Source organism: Stenotrophomonas sp. SrG (assembly GCF_050031795.1).
Lineage (GTDB): Bacteria > Pseudomonadota > Gammaproteobacteria > Xanthomonadales > Xanthomonadaceae > Stenotrophomonas > Stenotrophomonas rhizophila_A.
Genome location: NZ_JBNBBE010000013.1, coordinates 43886 through 58197 on the forward strand (window position 1 = coordinate 43886; position 14312 = coordinate 58197).

The window sequence follows — 14312 nt, forward strand, 5'->3', positions numbered from 1 at the left end:
CAACACCAAGGTAGGTGACGACCGTTGGTCGTCACCCCCTGAAAAAAAACGGGCCTTCGGGCCCGTTTTTTTTGCCTGTCGCAAGTCAATACGTTTCCCATTAGCGGCGCCAGAAGATGTCCGCCGGACAGATTCGCAGGACATCCAACCAAGACCGTGCGCGCCTTGATAACGTTGGCCCATCGTGATCCACGGAGTCGCCATGTCCCCTCTGTCTACTTCCCTGCTGGGCGCCGCCATCGCGCTCGCGCTGCCCATCGCGAGCCTTGCCGCACCGGCCTCGAACGCGGTGATCGGGGCCTACTATCCGGGCGGTTCGGCCGAGCGCTATCCAGTGGCGTCCATTCCCGCCGATACGCTGACCCATCTGTTCTACGCGTTCGCGCGCATCGACGACGGCAAGTGCGTGGTGGACGACGGCGCTGCAGCGCACTTCAAGGCACTTGCTGCGCTCAAGCGCAAACACCCGCAGCTGCACACCATGATCTCCATCGGCGGCTGGAACGCCGGCGGCTTCTCCGATGCCGCGCTCACGGCACAGAGCCGCGAACGTTTCGTGCGTTCGTGCGTGGCGATGTTCTTCGAGCAACAGCGCGGCAGTTTCGACGGTGTGGATATCGACTGGGAATTCCCGGTCTCCGGTGGCCCGCTGGAGATCACCGACCGTCCTGAAGACCGCCACAACATGACCCTGCTGGTGCAGGAGTTCCGCAAGCAGCTGGACGCGCTCGACGGCGGCCGCGGCCCGCACAGGCTGCTCACCGCCGCACTGCCGGCCGGCCGCGTGCAGACCGACGGTCCTTACGACCCGGCGCTCAGTTACGAGTTGAAGGAACTGGGCCAGGCGCTCGATTTCATCAACCTGATGAGCTACGACATGGGCACGGGCTTCTCCAAGGTGTCCACCTTCAACGCGCCGCTGCGCGAAGTGCCGCAGGACCCGCTCGCACCGGAGCAGCGCCGCTGGAACAGCGTGGAAGGCGCGGTGGAGTATTACCGCCAGCATGGCGTGCCCAACGACAAGCTGGTGCTGGGCGTGCCGTTCTACGGGCGCGGCTTCAAGGTGACCACCGAATCTGCCGATGGCCTGTACCAGCCCTACAGCGCCCCGTTCGATGCCGGTGACTGGCGCCGCATCAAGCAGGAATTCCTCGACAAGCCCGGCTGGCAGCGGCACTGGCACCCGGTGGCGCAGACGCCGTGGCTGTACAACGCCGCCGACAAGGTGTTCATCAGCTACGAAGACACGGACTCGATTCGCCTGCGCGCGGACTACGCCAGGGACCAGAAGCTGCGCGGCGTTTTCACTTGGGAGCTGACGGGTGATGACGACCAGGCCAGCCTGCTGAAGGCCATGGCTGCACCGTTCAAGTGAAGCCGGCTACACGCTGAAAGCATGCCGATGGGGGATAGCAGGTAGGGTCGGTTCCCAAACGACTGCCGATAGCGGAGATTGCTCGATTGACGCATGACCTTCAAACGGAGTCGCGCGTTTCCGGATTTCTCCGTTCGTTGGTCATTCGTCGCCCTGCCGATCATCCCTATCGGCGGTCGTTCGGGAACCGACCCTACCGCTGGATTGCTCCCCGGTGATCGGGTGTAACGTCCGGGCCGAGCCTGCACTATGCTTGCCGGCATGACGAGCGTTCAGCTGCTGGACCTGCACATCGACCGCGCCTTGCAGCAGGTGCGGCGCGGTGATGCGGTGCTGCCGGTCAGCGGCCTCAGCTGGCGCCTGCTGGACTGCCTGTTGGAGCACGGCACCAATGTGGTCGACTTCGATACGCTGGCACGGCAGGTCTGGGCGCCGGCCGTGGTGGGTGAAGATGCCATCAGCCAGCGGGTGAAGCTGCTGCGGCAGGCATTGGGCGATGACAGCCGCCGGCCGCGCTACGTGCGCTCGGTACGTGGCCGGGGCTACCAGTTATGCGCGCCGCCCCAGACGTGCGTACCGATGGCGCCACCAGCGCCGGTAGAGCCATACGCGGCGGCTGCCGTGACCGCCGCAACTGCCGCAACTGCCGCAACTGCGGCGGCGCCGGGGGGGCCGCAACGGAGGCTGCACGCGCGATGGGCTTGGCTGGCGGCGGGCGTGGCTGCTGCCGGCGGCATCATCGCCGTCATCGTCCAGCGGCCGGACAACGCGGCGCACTCACCCGCAGACCCGGTGCTGCAACGCGCCGCGTATTACGCCGGCATCGGCCAGGCCAGCAACAACGAGCGTGCGATCACCCTGTACCGCCAGGCGTTGCAGATCGACCCGGATTCCAGCGCCGCACGGCGTGGCCTGGCGCGAGCATTGGCCGCCGATGCCTGCCTGTTCAACGGCAGGCCGGGGAACGCGCAGGAGGCATTGCAGCTGGCCGGGCAGGTGTTGCAGGCGGCCCCTGACGACGCAGCCTCGCATGCGCTGCGCGGGTACGCGCATGATTGCCTTGGCGCGATGCCGCAGGCGATTGCCGATTACGAGCAGGCGCTGCTGCGCGATCCCGACGATGAGCGCACCCGCGCCTCGCTGGCCTACCTGCGGCAGGAGCAGGGCCACCTGGCGCAGGCGCTGAAGGCCAACCTCGCGCTGCGCGCGCCCGAGCGGATCCGCTTCCGCGACGTGCAGGTCGCCCGCGAACTGGAACTGCTTGGCTTCACCGACGCCGCCGCGCGCCGTCATGCGCGCAACTTCCAGCTGTACCCGGACAATGTCTTCAGCAACATTGCATGGCCGCGTGCGCTGATGAACATGGGCGAGCAGGACAAGGCGCTGCAGGCGCTGGACCAGGCGCTCGCGCGCGGCACCCCGCATCCACAGCTGCTGCGCCTGCACGGCGAACTGCTGTTGATGGGTGGCGACCGGCAAGGTGCGGCAGAGGCCTTCCAGCAGGCACGCCTGCTGCGCCCGCTGCAGTCGCTGGGAAAGACCCTGGCCGGCCTGCAGCAGGGGAGTGGCACGCCGTCCCCGGAATGGATTGCCGCGCGCCTGCGCGAGGTGACCGCGCAGGCTGACGACGGCTGGTCGGACGCGGCCGTGGAACGGGCCCTGCTGCACCAGGCGCAGGGTGATGCAGGCGCGGCCATCGCCGACCTGCACCGCGCGGTGGATGCCGGCTTCCGCGACGCCGCGTGGCTGCGCGTCACCCCGCTGTTCGCCCCACTGCGGCAGGCGCCCGGTTGGGAGCGCCTGCTGGCCCGGATAGAAGCGGACGTGGCCGCGCAGCGGGCGCAGGTACTGGTAGCGTCCTGGCGCCCCGATGACCTGAAGGGCCTCAGCGCAACGCCGGCAGCAGGAACCCGGTAAGCACGCGGCGCGACTGGGGATGGGCGTAGCTGCGGTTGTAGGCCTTGCTGGTCACCACCGCGACCAGCTTCTTCTCCGGCATCACGAACACATAGTTGCCGCCGTTGCCCGACATCGCCCATACCGTGGTTTCCTTCCCGTCCACCGGCAGCTTCAGGCCCCACCACTGGTAACCGTAGTCGCTGCCGTCGTCGGTCTGCGCCTGCGGGCGGATCATTGCCGCGATGTAGTCAGCAGGCACCAGCTGTTTGCCCTGCCAGCGTCCCCCGGCCAGCACCAGCTCGCCCAGCCGGGCCAGATCACGGGTGCGGTAGCGGGTGCCGCCGCCGCCCATGCCGATGCCTTCGGGGGAACGGTTCCAGTGACTGCGGGTGATGCCCAGCGGGCGTTCGAGCGCCTGCGCGGCGTAGTCGGCCAGCGGCAGCCTCGTGGCCCGTTCCAGCACCGCGCCCAGCACGAACGAATCGGCCGTGCAGTAGGCGTGCGCGCGGCCGTGCGGGCTGTCCTCCGGCCGGCTCATCCAGGGCGCGAAGCCCTTGACCGGCAGCGCCAGCGCGAAGTCCAGCCAGCGCTCGGTCACGTACATGCGCTCTTCGTTGCCGGCGGAAAATTGATTCTGGTCATCGCATTCCCACAGGCTGCTCATGGTGAGCAGGTCTTGGACCGTGGTGCCGCGCAGGCGGGGGTCGACCGGGTGCTGCGCGGTGAACTCCGGGAAGTAGTCGTAGACACGCGCCTGCACGCCCGCCAGGTGCCCGTCGCCGATGGCCGCACCCACCAGCAAGGCGGTCACGCTCTTGCTGGCCGAGCGCACGTCGTTGAGCGTCTGCGCATCGGCGCCGTTGAAATAATGTTCGTAGGCCACCGTGCCATCGACCAGCAACAGCACGCTGGTGACCTGTTTGATCTCGTCGCTGGCAATGGCCGCCTCCAGCGCGGCGAGCGGAACAGGGTCGAGGCGCGGCGAGGCGGCCTGAGCCGCGATGGGCAGGCAAGCGGTGATGGACAGGACCAGTGCGGCGAAACGACGGGCGGGGTGGGGCATGGTGGCGCTCCTCGGAAGTGAGGTGCCACTACGCCAGCACCGCGTCTGAAGTGCTGGAAGAACGCCTGAAGAATTCTGAAAGCGGCACCCGGCCTGCATCTGGCGATGCAAAGCGGGCCACGCGCTTTGTCCGTTACGCCCGCGTGTGCGCCCACACGCTGTTCGGGTCGCCGTTTACCGCCCGGCGCTGCGTTGCGCGCGCCATGGCGGCGAAGCCCAGCGCCATCGCCAGCGCCACCCCGTCCACCCAGAACAGCGGCCAGTAGCCGCGCGCGGCGCTGGTCCACAGCCACAACCCGCTCATCGCACCGTGCGCCACCGGGATCAGCGCGGTCACCGCCGCCGCAGCCCACAGCAGCTCCACCGCCGCCCTGGACGGCGCGCGCAGCGCCGCCCACAGGGCGCAGCCCCCCCAGACCAGGAAGCAGGTCCAGCGCATGCCCGCATCCGCATGGGCCGGGACCAGGTGCTCCAGTAGCTGCACGCTCACGAACGACGCCGACACCGCCACGCACAGCCCGATGCACACGCCTACCGTGGCCCGCGCCATGTTCACCTGCGCGCGTCCCTGGGTGGCCTGGCGGCGCTTGCGGCGCGACTCGATCCACAGCAGGTTGCCCGAATAGAACAGGAACGCCCCGCCCAGGCCGAGCACGAAATACAGCCACGGCACCAGCCCGTTGCCGAATTCGCCGAAGTGCAGCGCATAGGCCGCCGCCAACGTGGCGTGGTTGGCATCGCGATGCCCCGGCAGCTGGGTGTGCAGCACATCGCCGGTATTGGCATCCATCGCCACCGCGCCCAGCGGGCCCAGCGACACGCCGCCATCGCCGGTGATTTCGATCACGGCGTTGCGGTCACCGGCATTGGCCAGCTTCAGGTAGGCCGGTTCGAACACGGCCTGGCCCTTGTCATTGGCCACCGCGATCGCCCGCGCATGTAGCATCGCCAGGCTGCCGGCACGCACCGGCTCGTTGGCGGGCGCGCGGATCGGCGCGGTATCGGTTGCCCCCGGCAGCGCCGCCAGCAGCTTGCCGTCGTAGATCAGCGGGTTCAGCGCGGCCATCTGCAGGAACATCAGGCACAGCAGCGCACCGGTGACCGCGAACAGCAGGTGGAAGGGCAGGCTGAGCACGCCGATCACGTTGTGCGCGTCCTGCCACATCTGCTTGAAGTTGCGGCCCGGACGCAGCGCGAACAGGTCGCCCACCAGCTTGGGCAGGTGGATCACCAGCCCGGACAGCAGCGCCAACCCGTACAACAGGCTGACCACGCCCATCAGGTAGATGCCGGCCACCGGCAGGCCCAGCGTGTAGTGCAGTTCGTTGACCAGCTCGGCCAGGCCGGCCTGTGGCGGGGTGGGGCTGCCATCCACGTGGTCGGCCCAGGCAAACAGCCAGGTGCCCTTGGCATCCTGCCAGTACGCAATGGACTGTGGCGTTTCCGCGCCGGGGAAGGTCATGCCCACGTGCTTTCGCGCGTCGGGGTGTTTGGCCAGCACGCCATCAAGCAGCCGCTGTGCATCGTCCAGGGTCTGCGCTGGCTGGTCCATGCCCTGCGGCGACTGCCACAGCGGCAGATCGTGGTGGAACACCGTGATGGCGCCGGCATAGAACGCCACGAACAGCGCAAAGCCGGCCACCAGGCCAACCCAGGTGTGCACGGTGGTGAAGGTGCGCAGGGTGAGCGAACTGAATTTCATCGAATAGGCCTCACTGCACCCAATGGAAGTGGCGCAGCAGCCACAGCAGGCCGAACCCGAACGCGGCGCTGGCACTCAGCCACCCCCACGCGCGCGGCCCGGTGCGGAACGCGAAGGCCCACAGCGCGGCCAGCATCCACAATGGAATGAAGGCGATCATGCCGGGCACGATCACCGACTGCCACGGACCCGGCGGCAGCCAGGTGATCAACCCGGTGACGGCCGCAGCCACGAAGAAGCCCGCCAGCAGGCCGGCCAGTGCACGTGCCCACATCAGCGCCGCGCCTCCGCATCCGGCCGCGTCCAGGCAGCAACATAGGGCAACACCATCGCCGTGAGCATCCAGCCGCCGAGGGTCACGCAGAAGCCGGTGGCAAAGCCCAGCTGGCCCATCCACAGCCACAGCGAGGTGGCCGCCGCCACCAGCCCGAGCTGGCGGCCCAGCCGCCCGGCGCGGCGCAGGCGCGGCCAGCGGCAGTGCGGGGAGGCGGCATAGAAGGCCAGCGCCGAAAAGGCCGAAGCGGCGCCGGCCAGCGCGCAATACAGCAGGGCCAGGGCATCGGCGCTCAGCATGGGCGCGCCGCGCGGGGCAGGGGCGTGCGGGCCGAAGGGGCGGCGCAGGGCATGGAAATCCTTGGAAACGAAGACGGGCCGGGCGGTGCGGCAACCTGCGCATGGTAATCATTGCTGTTTTCGATCGCCACAGCGGCCTGTTCAGTCGTGCTGGCCACCGGGCGAATGCCGTCGGGATTGGGCTTCCCCGGCCGTTTGGTTTAAGATCGAGGCATCCACCTCGAGGCAACAAGGTGACCCGCGCCCAGCGCCGGTCCAGCGTGCGACATGAGCACTACCACCGCCCAGCGCTGAACGTCATGACGGCCCCTTGCCCAGGCGCCTTCATGGCGCTTTTCTTTTATCCGGCCGCGCGCCCCGGACACCCTCGACCCCGTTTCCCTGGCCTGCGCCGCAGGCCCACCAGCACAAAGCCCCAGCCATGATTGCGATCACGCTTCCCGACGGCAGCCGCCGTGAGTTCGAAAACCCCGTCAGTGTCATGGACGTCGCCCAGTCGATCGGCGCCGGCCTGGCCAAGGCCACCATCGCCGGTTCGGTGGACGGCAGGCTGGTCGACGCCAGTGACGTCATCGACCACGACGCGAGCCTGCGCATCATCACCGCCAAGGACGAGGAAGGCGTGGAGATCATCCGCCACTCGGCCGCGCACCTGGTTGGCCATGCGGTCAAGCAGCTGTACCCGGACGCCAAGATGGTGATCGGCCCGGTGATCGCCGAAGGCTTCTATTACGACATCCACTCCGAGCGCCCGTTCACCCCGGACGACATGGCCGCCATCGAAAAGCGCATGGGCGAGCTGATCGCGCAGGACTACGACGTGGTCAAGAAGATGACCCCGCGCGCGGAAGTGATCGAAATCTTCAAGGCCCGTGGCGAGGACTACAAGCTGCGCCTGATCGAAGACATGTCGCCGGACATCCAGGCCATGGGCATGTACTACCACCAGGAATACGTGGACATGTGCCGCGGCCCCCACGTGCCCAATACGCGCTTCCTGAAGGCCTTCAAGCTGACCCGCATTTCCGGCGCCTACTGGCGTGGCGATGCGCAGAACGAGCAGCTGCAGCGCATCTACGGCACCGCCTGGGCCGACAAGAAGCAGCTTGAGGCCTACATCAAGCGCATCGAAGAAGCCGAAATGCGCGACCACCGCCGCATCGGCAAGCAGCAGGACCTGTTCCACCTGCAGGAAGAGGCCCCGGGCCTGGTGTTCTGGCACCCCAAGGGCTGGGCACTGTGGCAGGTGGTGGAACAGTACATGCGCAAGGTCTACCAGAAGAGCGGCTACGGCGAAGTGCGCTGCCCGCAGATCCTGGACGTGAGCCTGTGGAAGAAGTCCGGCCATTGGGACAACTACCAGGACAACATGTTCTTCACCGAATCGGAGAAGCGCACCTACGCAGTCAAGCCGATGAACTGCCCGGGCCACGTGCAGGTGTTCAACCAGGGCCTGCACAGCTACCGCGACCTGCCGATCCGCTACGGTGAGTTCGGCTCGTGCCACCGCAACGAGCCCTCCGGCGCGCTGCACGGCATCCTGCGCGTGCGTGGTTTCACCCAGGACGACGGCCACGTGTTCTGCACCGAATCGCAGATCGAAGCGGAAGTGACCGCCTTCCACCAGCAGGCGTTGGCGGTGTACCAGCACTTCGGCTTCGAGGAGATCCAGATCAAGATCGCCCTGCGCCCCGAATCGCGCCTGGGCGACGATGCCACCTGGGACAAGGCCGAAGCCGCGCTGCGTTCGGCGCTGTCCAGCTGTGGCGTGGAGTGGCAGGAGCTGCCGGGTGAGGGCGCCTTCTACGGCCCGAAGATCGAATACCACCTCAAGGACGCCATCGGCCGCACCTGGCAGCTGGGCACCATGCAGGTCGACTTCATGATGCCCGGCCGCCTCGGCGCCGAGTACGTGGACGAAAACAGCCAGAAGAAGCACCCGGTCATGCTGCACCGGGCCATCGTGGGCTCGATGGAGCGTTTCATCGGCATCCTGATCGAACACCATGCCGGCCAGTTCCCGGCCTGGCTGGCCCCGACCCAGGCGGTGGTGGCCAATATCACCGACGCCCAGGCTGAATACGTGCAGGAGGTGACGAAAACCCTTGCAGATCAAGGCTTCCGGGTAACGTCGGATTTGCGCAATGAGAAGATCGGTTATAAGATTCGCGAGCATACGCTGCAGCGGGTCCCGTACCTGCTGGTGGTGGGCGACCGTGAGAAGGAAAATGGCGCCGTAGCCGTGCGTACGCGCTCGGGCGAGGATCTGGGCAGCATGTCCGTCCAGGCGTTCGTCGAGCGGTTGCAGGCAGAACAGTCTGTGTAAGAAAGTCCCGGCCCTGCGGATGATCCGCGAGGGCCGGTTTGATTCCTCTGGGAGATTGCAATATCAGTACCCCTGACAACAAACAGAACCGCAAGAATCAGGAAATCCGGGTGCCGCGCGTACGCGTGATCGGCAGTGACGGTGAAATGATTGGCGTGTTGACGCGTGACGAAGCGCTGTCGATGGCCGAAGACGAAGGTCTGGACCTGGTCGAGATTCAGCCGCAGGCTGATCCGCCGGTGTGCAAGATCATGGACTTCGGCAAGTTCAAGTTCGAAGCGCAGAAGAAGGCCAACGAGGCCAAGAAGAAGACCAAGCAGGTCGAGATCAAGGAAGTGAAGTTCCGCCCGGTCACCGATGAAGGCGACTACCAGATCAAGCTGCGCAAGATGCGCGGTTTCCTGGAAGAGGGTGACAAGATCAAGGTGAACATCCGCTTCCGTGGTCGTGAAATGAGCCATCAGGAACTGGGTCGCGAAATGGCCAACCGGATCGAAGCCGATCTGGGCGAGGACATCGTGATCGAGTCCCGCCCGCGCCTGGAAGGCCGGCAGATGGTCATGATGATCGCGCCGAAGAAGAAGTAATCGCGCTCTGGCGCGACGCGCGCCACGTCGAACGTGGCCGCGCGGAACCCCCGGTTCATCGGCTCCTGGGCAGGCGACGGGGTGGCGACGGAGGTATGACGGGGTATGACGGGGTACGCCGGTGTACGACGGGGTACGACGGGGTAGAGCCGACTGTTAGTCGGCTGCTTTCCCGCCATGCCGCCAAGGGCAGCCGACTAACAGTCGGCTCTACCCAGCCGGCGAGACCGAGCCGGCGACACCCAGTCAGCGACACCCAGTCAGCGACACCCAGTCAGCGACACCCAGTCAGCGACACCCAGTCGCTGTGACGGCAATGCCGTCCGTTTCGTTCAGGTTCCGGCCCCAAGATCCGGCAAACCCCGCCTGATCAACAGCTTGCACCCGTTCCCCAACCCATGCATAATGGGCGACCCCGTTTTTTCGCGGGGCTGCTGTTTTGAACGGTTTCACGCTTTTCAACGGCAACAGGACCGGCCTGGTTCCCAATGGGGATCCCGGGCTTACAAGCAGGCAAGGGCACGGACGGAAAGTGTGGCAATGCCACCGCCCTGGTCAGTGACAAAACATCATCAAGGACATTGCAATGCCCAAGATCAAGACCAACCGGGCGGCGGCCAAGCGTTTCCGCAAGACCGCCTCCGGTAAGTTCAAGGCTGGCCACGCCAACCGTAGCCACATCCTCACGAAGAAGTCGACCAAGCGGAAGCGCAATCTGCGTCAGACGAACCATGTTCGTGCAGAAGACGCAGGCCGTTTGAACCGTATGCTTCCCTACCTCTGAGGACTGACCCATGGCACGAGTAAAGCGTGGCGTACAGGCGCGTCGCCGCCACAAGAAAATTCTGACCCTGGCCAAGGGCTACTACAACGCCCGCCGCAAGGTGTTCCGCGTTGCCAAGCAGGCCGTCATCAAGGCCCAGCAGTACGCCTACATCGGTCGTAAGCAGAAGAAGCGTAATTTCCGTTCGCTGTGGATCACCCGCATCAACGCGGCTGCCCGCATCAATGGTCTGAGCTACAGCCGTTTCATGAACGGCCTGCTCAAGGCAGGTATCACCCTGGACCGCAAGGTCCTGGCCGATATCGCCGTGCACGACGCAGCTGGTTTTGCAGCACTGGCCGAAAAGGCCAAGGGCGCGCTGGCGGCATAAGTCCTCTCCCCGCCGTTGCCGTGCAAACGCAACGGCTGCGGGTAAGGCAATGCATGGGGAAGGGCGCAAGTCCTTCCCCATTCTTTTTTGTGGCGGCGGCAGCCCAACCGGGTGCCGTCCCGACAGCGGTGGCGACGGGGGTCGGCCCGGCGCGCATCGCGAAGGCATACCGACGCGAGGTCCAGGCTATCCATGAGTGACATCCAATCCCTGACCACCCAGGCGCTGGCCGACGTGGCCGCCGCCCAGAGCCCCGATGCGCTGGAAGCCCTGCGCGTGGCGCTGCTCGGCAAGAGCGGCAGCATCACCGCACAGCTCAAGCAGCTGGGTGCACTGCCGGCCGACGAGCGCAAGGCCGCCGGCGAAGCCATCAACCAGGCCCGTGACGCGCTGACCCTCGCGCTGGGCGAACGCAAGGCCGTGCTGGAGAACGCCGCGCTCGACGCGCGCCTGGCCGCCGAAGCGATCGACATCACCCTGCCCGGGCGCCGCGCCGAACGCGGTGGCCTGCATCCGGTGACCCGCACCCTGGAGCGTATCACCGAAATCTTCGGCCGCCTCGGCTACGAGCTCTCCGAAGGCCCGGAAATCGAAGACGACTGGCACAACTTCGAAGCCCTGAACTTCCCGCCGCACCACCCGGCGCGTGCCATGCACGACACCTTCTACTTCGGCGATGGCCGCCTGCTGCGCACGCATACCTCCGGTGTGCAGGTGCGCTACATGGGCGACCACGCACCGCCGCTGCGCATGATCGCGGCCGGCAAGGTGTACCGCAGCGACAGCGACCAGACCCATTCGCCGATGTTCCACCAGGTGGAAGGCCTGCTGGTGGACGAGCATTCGACCTTCGCCGACCTCAAGGGCACCTTGTCCGAGTTCGTGCGTGCGTTCTTCGAACGCGATTTCGAGATGCGTTTCCGCCCCAGCTACTTCCCGTTCGTCGAGCCCGGCGCGGAAGTGGATATCGCCTGGCAGCAGCCCGATGGCAGCACCCGCTGGCTGGAAGTGCTCGGCTGCGGCATGGTCCACCCCAACGTGCTGCGCAACGTGGGCATCGACCCGGAGCGCTACACCGGCTTCGCCTTCGGCCTGGGCGTGGAGCGCTTTGCCATGCTGCGTTACGGCGTGAACGACCTGCGCGCGTTCTTCGAGAACGACGTGCGGTTCCTCAAGCAATTCGCGTAACGCCGAACGACATTCATCACGGCCCAGGCGCATGCGCCGGGCCCACCAGGGTGACACCATGAAATTCTCTGAAAACTGGCTGCGCAGCCACGTTCCCACCACCGCCTCGCGCGACGAGCTGAGCGCGGTGCTGACCGCCATCGGCCTGGAAGTTGAAGAGGTCACCGACCTCGGCGCCAGCCTGGACCACGTGGTGGTGGCGCGCATCGTCACCGCCGAGCGCCACCCCGAAGCCGACCGCCTGCAGATCTGCCAGGTCGATGCCGGGCAGGGCGAGCACCTGCAGATCGTGTGCGGCGCGCCCAATGCGCGCCCGGGTCTGGTTGCGCCGCTGGCGATGATCGGCGCGAAGATCGGCGACTTCAACATCAAGGCGGCCAAGCTGCGCGGCGTGGATTCCAACGGCATGCTGTGCTCGGCCAAGGAACTGGGCCTGGACAGCGACGCCTCGGGCCTGTTCGAGCTGCCCGATGACGCCCCGGTGGGCCAGTCGCTGGTGGAGTACCTGGGGCTGCCCGACGCCAGCATCGAGATCAAGCTCACCCCCAACCGCGCCGACTGCTTCAGCGTGCGGGGCATCGCCTTCGACGTGGCCGCCGCGTGCGCCAGTGAAGTGGTGCCGTTCAATCCCGCGCCGATCGCCGCCGTGGGCAACCGCGAACTGACCATCGCCCTCGACGCCGGCGCCGAAGCGCCGCGTTACCTGGGCCGTGTGATCGAAGGCGTGAACCCGCGCGCCGCCACCCCGCTGTGGATGGCCGAGCGCCTGCGCCGCAGCGGCGTGCGCCCGGTGTCGCTGCTGGTCGACATCACCCAGTACGTGATGCTGGAACTGGGCCAGCCGATGCACGCCTACGACCTGGGCACCCTGCAGGGCAGCATCGCCGTGCGCCGCTCGCGCACCGGTGAAACCCTGAAGCTGCTGGATGGCCGCGACGCCGCGCTGGATGACGGCTTCCTGGTCATCACCGACGCCGACCGCCCGGTGGGCCTGGCCGGCATCATGGGCGGCCATGACACCCGCGTCACCGACGACACCACCGCCGTGTTCCTGGAGGCCGCGCACTTCGCGCCGGCCGCCATCATGGGCCGTGGCCGCAAGCTGGGCCTGCACACCGACGCCGGCCACCGCTTCGAGCGTGGCGTGGACCCGGCGCTGCCGCGCACCGCCATTGAATACGCCACCCGCCTGGTGCTGGACCTGGCTGGCGGCACCCCGGCCCCGGTGACCGAAGCCGTGCGCGAAGCCGACCTGCCGGCCTCCGCGACCATCGGCCTGCGCCGTGCTCGCATCGCCCGCGTGCTGGGTATCCAGATTGCCGATGCCGACGTCGAGCGCATCCTGCGCGCGCTGGGCATGGACGTGGCCGCCGCCGCCGATGGCTGGCAGGTCACCGCGCCCAGCCGCCGCTTCGACATCGCCATCGAAGAAGACCTCATTGAAGAGCTGGCCCGCATCCACGGCTACGAGCGCATTCCCACCACCCTGCCGGGCGGTGCCGCGCGGATCGCCATGCCCAGCGAAACCCGCCTGGACGACCTGAGCACGCGCCGCCAGCTGGTGGCCCGCGACCTGCAGGAAACCATCAACTACGCCTTCGTCGACGCCGGCCTGCTGGCCCAGTGGCAGCTGCAGGACAACGTGGTGGCTCTGGCCAACCCGCTGTCGGCCGAGCTGGCGGTGATGCGCCCGGCGCTGCTGCCGGGCCTGGTGGCCACCTTGGGCCGCAATGCCGCGCGCCAGCAGGGCACGGTGCGCCTGTTCGAGCTGGGCCGCGTGTTCCATCCGCAGGCCGGGCAGGGCGCCGCCCCGCTGGAAACCCAGCGCGTGGCCGTGGCCGTGTGTGGCGATGCCACCCCGCAGCAGTGGGGCCTGGCCACCCGCAAGGTCGATTTCCATGACCTCAAGGGCGACCTGGAATCGCTGGCCGCCGCCTCCGGCGCCGCACTCAGCTTCGTGCCCTCCACCCGCCCGTACGGCCACCCGGCGCGCTCGGCCGAGGTGCTGCGCGATGGCGCCAGCATCGGCTGGATCGGCCAGATCCACCCGCGCCTGGCCAAGGCCATGGACATCGACGTGGACGTATTCGGCCTGGAGCTGGACCTGGCCCCGCTGGCCGCCCGCAGCCTGCCGCGTGCCACCGAGCTGTCCCGTTTCCCCTCGGTGCGCCGCGACCTGGCTTTCCTGGTGCCGGAAGCGGCCGCCTGGACCGACCTGGAAGCCACCCTGCGCCGGGCCGTGGGCCCGCTGCTGCGCCAGGTGACCCTGTTCGACCGCTACGTCGGCCAAGGGGTCGAGCCGGGCTTCAAGAGTCTCGCTATGGGCTTGATTTTGCAGGACAAGTCGCGCACTCTGACGGACCGCGACGTGGATGCGGTGGTCACCGAGGCGGTGGCCGCAATGGAGCGTGAACACCACGCCCGGATCCGCGGTTGAGCGGGCAG

General features: G+C 67.2%; 12 protein-coding genes. 8 read left to right on the top strand and 4 right to left on the bottom strand.

Going from position 1 to position 14312, the window contains the following annotated elements:
• The first annotated feature begins 202 nt into the window (after window positions 1-202).
• Both ACQG3P_RS13240 and ACQG3P_RS13245 read left to right on the top strand, forming a co-directional pair.
• On the top strand, window positions 203-1375 hold the full coding sequence (locus ACQG3P_RS13240) for a glycoside hydrolase family 18 protein (protein WP_426805309.1): 1173 nt from the start codon (window positions 203-205) through the stop codon (window positions 1373-1375).
• 261 nt (window positions 1376-1636) lie between these two features.
• Window positions 1637-3292 carry a winged helix-turn-helix domain-containing protein gene (locus tag ACQG3P_RS13245; RefSeq protein ID WP_426805310.1) on the top strand — a complete coding sequence of 552 codons (1656 nt, stop codon included), beginning with the start codon at window positions 1637-1639 and terminating at the stop codon, window positions 3290-3292.
• Here the strand turns inward: ACQG3P_RS13245 and ACQG3P_RS13250 are convergent.
• From ACQG3P_RS13250 to ACQG3P_RS13265, 4 genes are all read right to left on the bottom strand, one after another.
• Complete coding sequence (locus ACQG3P_RS13250; protein ID WP_426805311.1) at window positions 3261-4337, bottom strand: serine hydrolase domain-containing protein; 1077 nt, start codon at window positions 4335-4337, stop codon at window positions 3261-3263. The two genes, ACQG3P_RS13245 and ACQG3P_RS13250, sit on opposite strands and share 32 nt — an antisense overlap.
• Window positions 4338-4470: 133 nt before the next feature.
• Window positions 4471-6039 carry a PepSY-associated TM helix domain-containing protein gene (locus tag ACQG3P_RS13255; RefSeq protein ID WP_426805312.1) on the bottom strand — a complete coding sequence of 523 codons (1569 nt, stop codon included), beginning with the start codon at window positions 6037-6039 and terminating at the stop codon, window positions 4471-4473.
• A gap of 10 nt (window positions 6040-6049) precedes the next feature.
• Window positions 6050-6313 carry a hypothetical protein gene (locus ACQG3P_RS13260; protein WP_068853362.1) on the bottom strand — a complete coding sequence of 88 codons (264 nt, stop codon included), beginning with the start codon at window positions 6311-6313 and terminating at the stop codon, window positions 6050-6052.
• A complete protein-coding gene (locus ACQG3P_RS13265; RefSeq protein ID WP_068853359.1) occupies window positions 6313-6612 on the bottom strand; it encodes a hypothetical protein in 300 nt (99 codons plus the stop codon). Before ACQG3P_RS13265 ends, ACQG3P_RS13260 begins: the two co-directional genes overlap by 1 nt.
• Before the next feature lie 421 nt (window positions 6613-7033).
• Here ACQG3P_RS13265 and thrS point away from each other — a divergent pair, with 421 nt between their 5' ends.
• From thrS to pheT, 6 genes are all read left to right on the top strand, one after another.
• The gene (gene thrS, locus ACQG3P_RS13270) at window positions 7034-8938 is read left to right on the top strand and encodes a threonine--tRNA ligase (protein ID WP_095362858.1); all 1905 of its coding nucleotides are present in this window, start codon (window positions 7034-7036) and stop codon (window positions 8936-8938) included.
• Between the two features lie 47 nt (window positions 8939-8985).
• Window positions 8986-9525, top strand: coding sequence for a translation initiation factor IF-3 (gene infC, locus ACQG3P_RS13275; RefSeq protein WP_026070650.1), 540 nt, complete (start codon window positions 8986-8988; stop codon window positions 9523-9525).
• A gap of 586 nt (window positions 9526-10111) precedes the next feature.
• A complete protein-coding gene (gene rpmI / locus ACQG3P_RS13280; RefSeq protein WP_017355265.1) occupies window positions 10112-10309 on the top strand; it encodes a 50S ribosomal protein L35 in 198 nt (65 codons plus the stop codon).
• 10 nt (window positions 10310-10319) lie between these two features.
• Window positions 10320-10679 (top strand): 50S ribosomal protein L20, encoded by a 360-nt coding sequence (rplT, locus tag ACQG3P_RS13285; RefSeq protein WP_003484828.1) that lies wholly within the window; start codon window positions 10320-10322, stop codon window positions 10677-10679.
• A gap of 192 nt (window positions 10680-10871) precedes the next feature.
• Window positions 10872-11867 carry a phenylalanine--tRNA ligase subunit alpha gene (locus ACQG3P_RS13290; RefSeq protein WP_426805313.1) on the top strand — a complete coding sequence of 332 codons (996 nt, stop codon included), beginning with the start codon at window positions 10872-10874 and terminating at the stop codon, window positions 11865-11867.
• Between the two features lie 58 nt (window positions 11868-11925).
• A complete protein-coding gene (gene pheT / locus ACQG3P_RS13295) occupies window positions 11926-14304 on the top strand; it encodes a phenylalanine--tRNA ligase subunit beta (protein WP_426805314.1) in 2379 nt (792 codons plus the stop codon).
• Window positions 14305-14312: the final 8 nt, after the last annotated feature.

Bases quoted from the DNA above. Each gene is read 5' to 3' on its own strand.
- ACQG3P_RS13240 (WP_426805309.1), top strand. From the start codon at position 203: ATGTCCCCTCTGTCTACTTCCCTGCTGGGCGCCGCCATCGCGCTCGCG.
- ACQG3P_RS13245 (WP_426805310.1), top strand. From the start codon at position 1,637: ATGACGAGCGTTCAGCTGCTGGACCTGCACATCGACCGCGCCTTGCAG.
- ACQG3P_RS13250 (WP_426805311.1), bottom strand. From the start codon at position 4,337: ATGCCCCACCCCGCCCGTCGTTTCGCCGCACTGGTCCTGTCCATCACC.
- ACQG3P_RS13255 (WP_426805312.1), bottom strand. From the start codon at position 6,039: ATGAAATTCAGTTCGCTCACCCTGCGCACCTTCACCACCGTGCACACC.
- ACQG3P_RS13260 (WP_068853362.1), bottom strand. From the start codon at position 6,313: ATGTGGGCACGTGCACTGGCCGGCCTGCTGGCGGGCTTCTTCGTGGCT.
- ACQG3P_RS13265 (WP_068853359.1), bottom strand. From the start codon at position 6,612: ATGCTGAGCGCCGATGCCCTGGCCCTGCTGTATTGCGCGCTGGCCGGC.
- thrS (WP_095362858.1), top strand. From the start codon at position 7,034: ATGATTGCGATCACGCTTCCCGACGGCAGCCGCCGTGAGTTCGAAAAC.
- rpmI (WP_017355265.1), top strand. From the start codon at position 10,112: ATGCCCAAGATCAAGACCAACCGGGCGGCGGCCAAGCGTTTCCGCAAG.
- rplT (WP_003484828.1), top strand. From the start codon at position 10,320: ATGGCACGAGTAAAGCGTGGCGTACAGGCGCGTCGCCGCCACAAGAAA.
- ACQG3P_RS13290 (WP_426805313.1), top strand. From the start codon at position 10,872: ATGAGTGACATCCAATCCCTGACCACCCAGGCGCTGGCCGACGTGGCC.
- pheT (WP_426805314.1), top strand. From the start codon at position 11,926: ATGAAATTCTCTGAAAACTGGCTGCGCAGCCACGTTCCCACCACCGCC.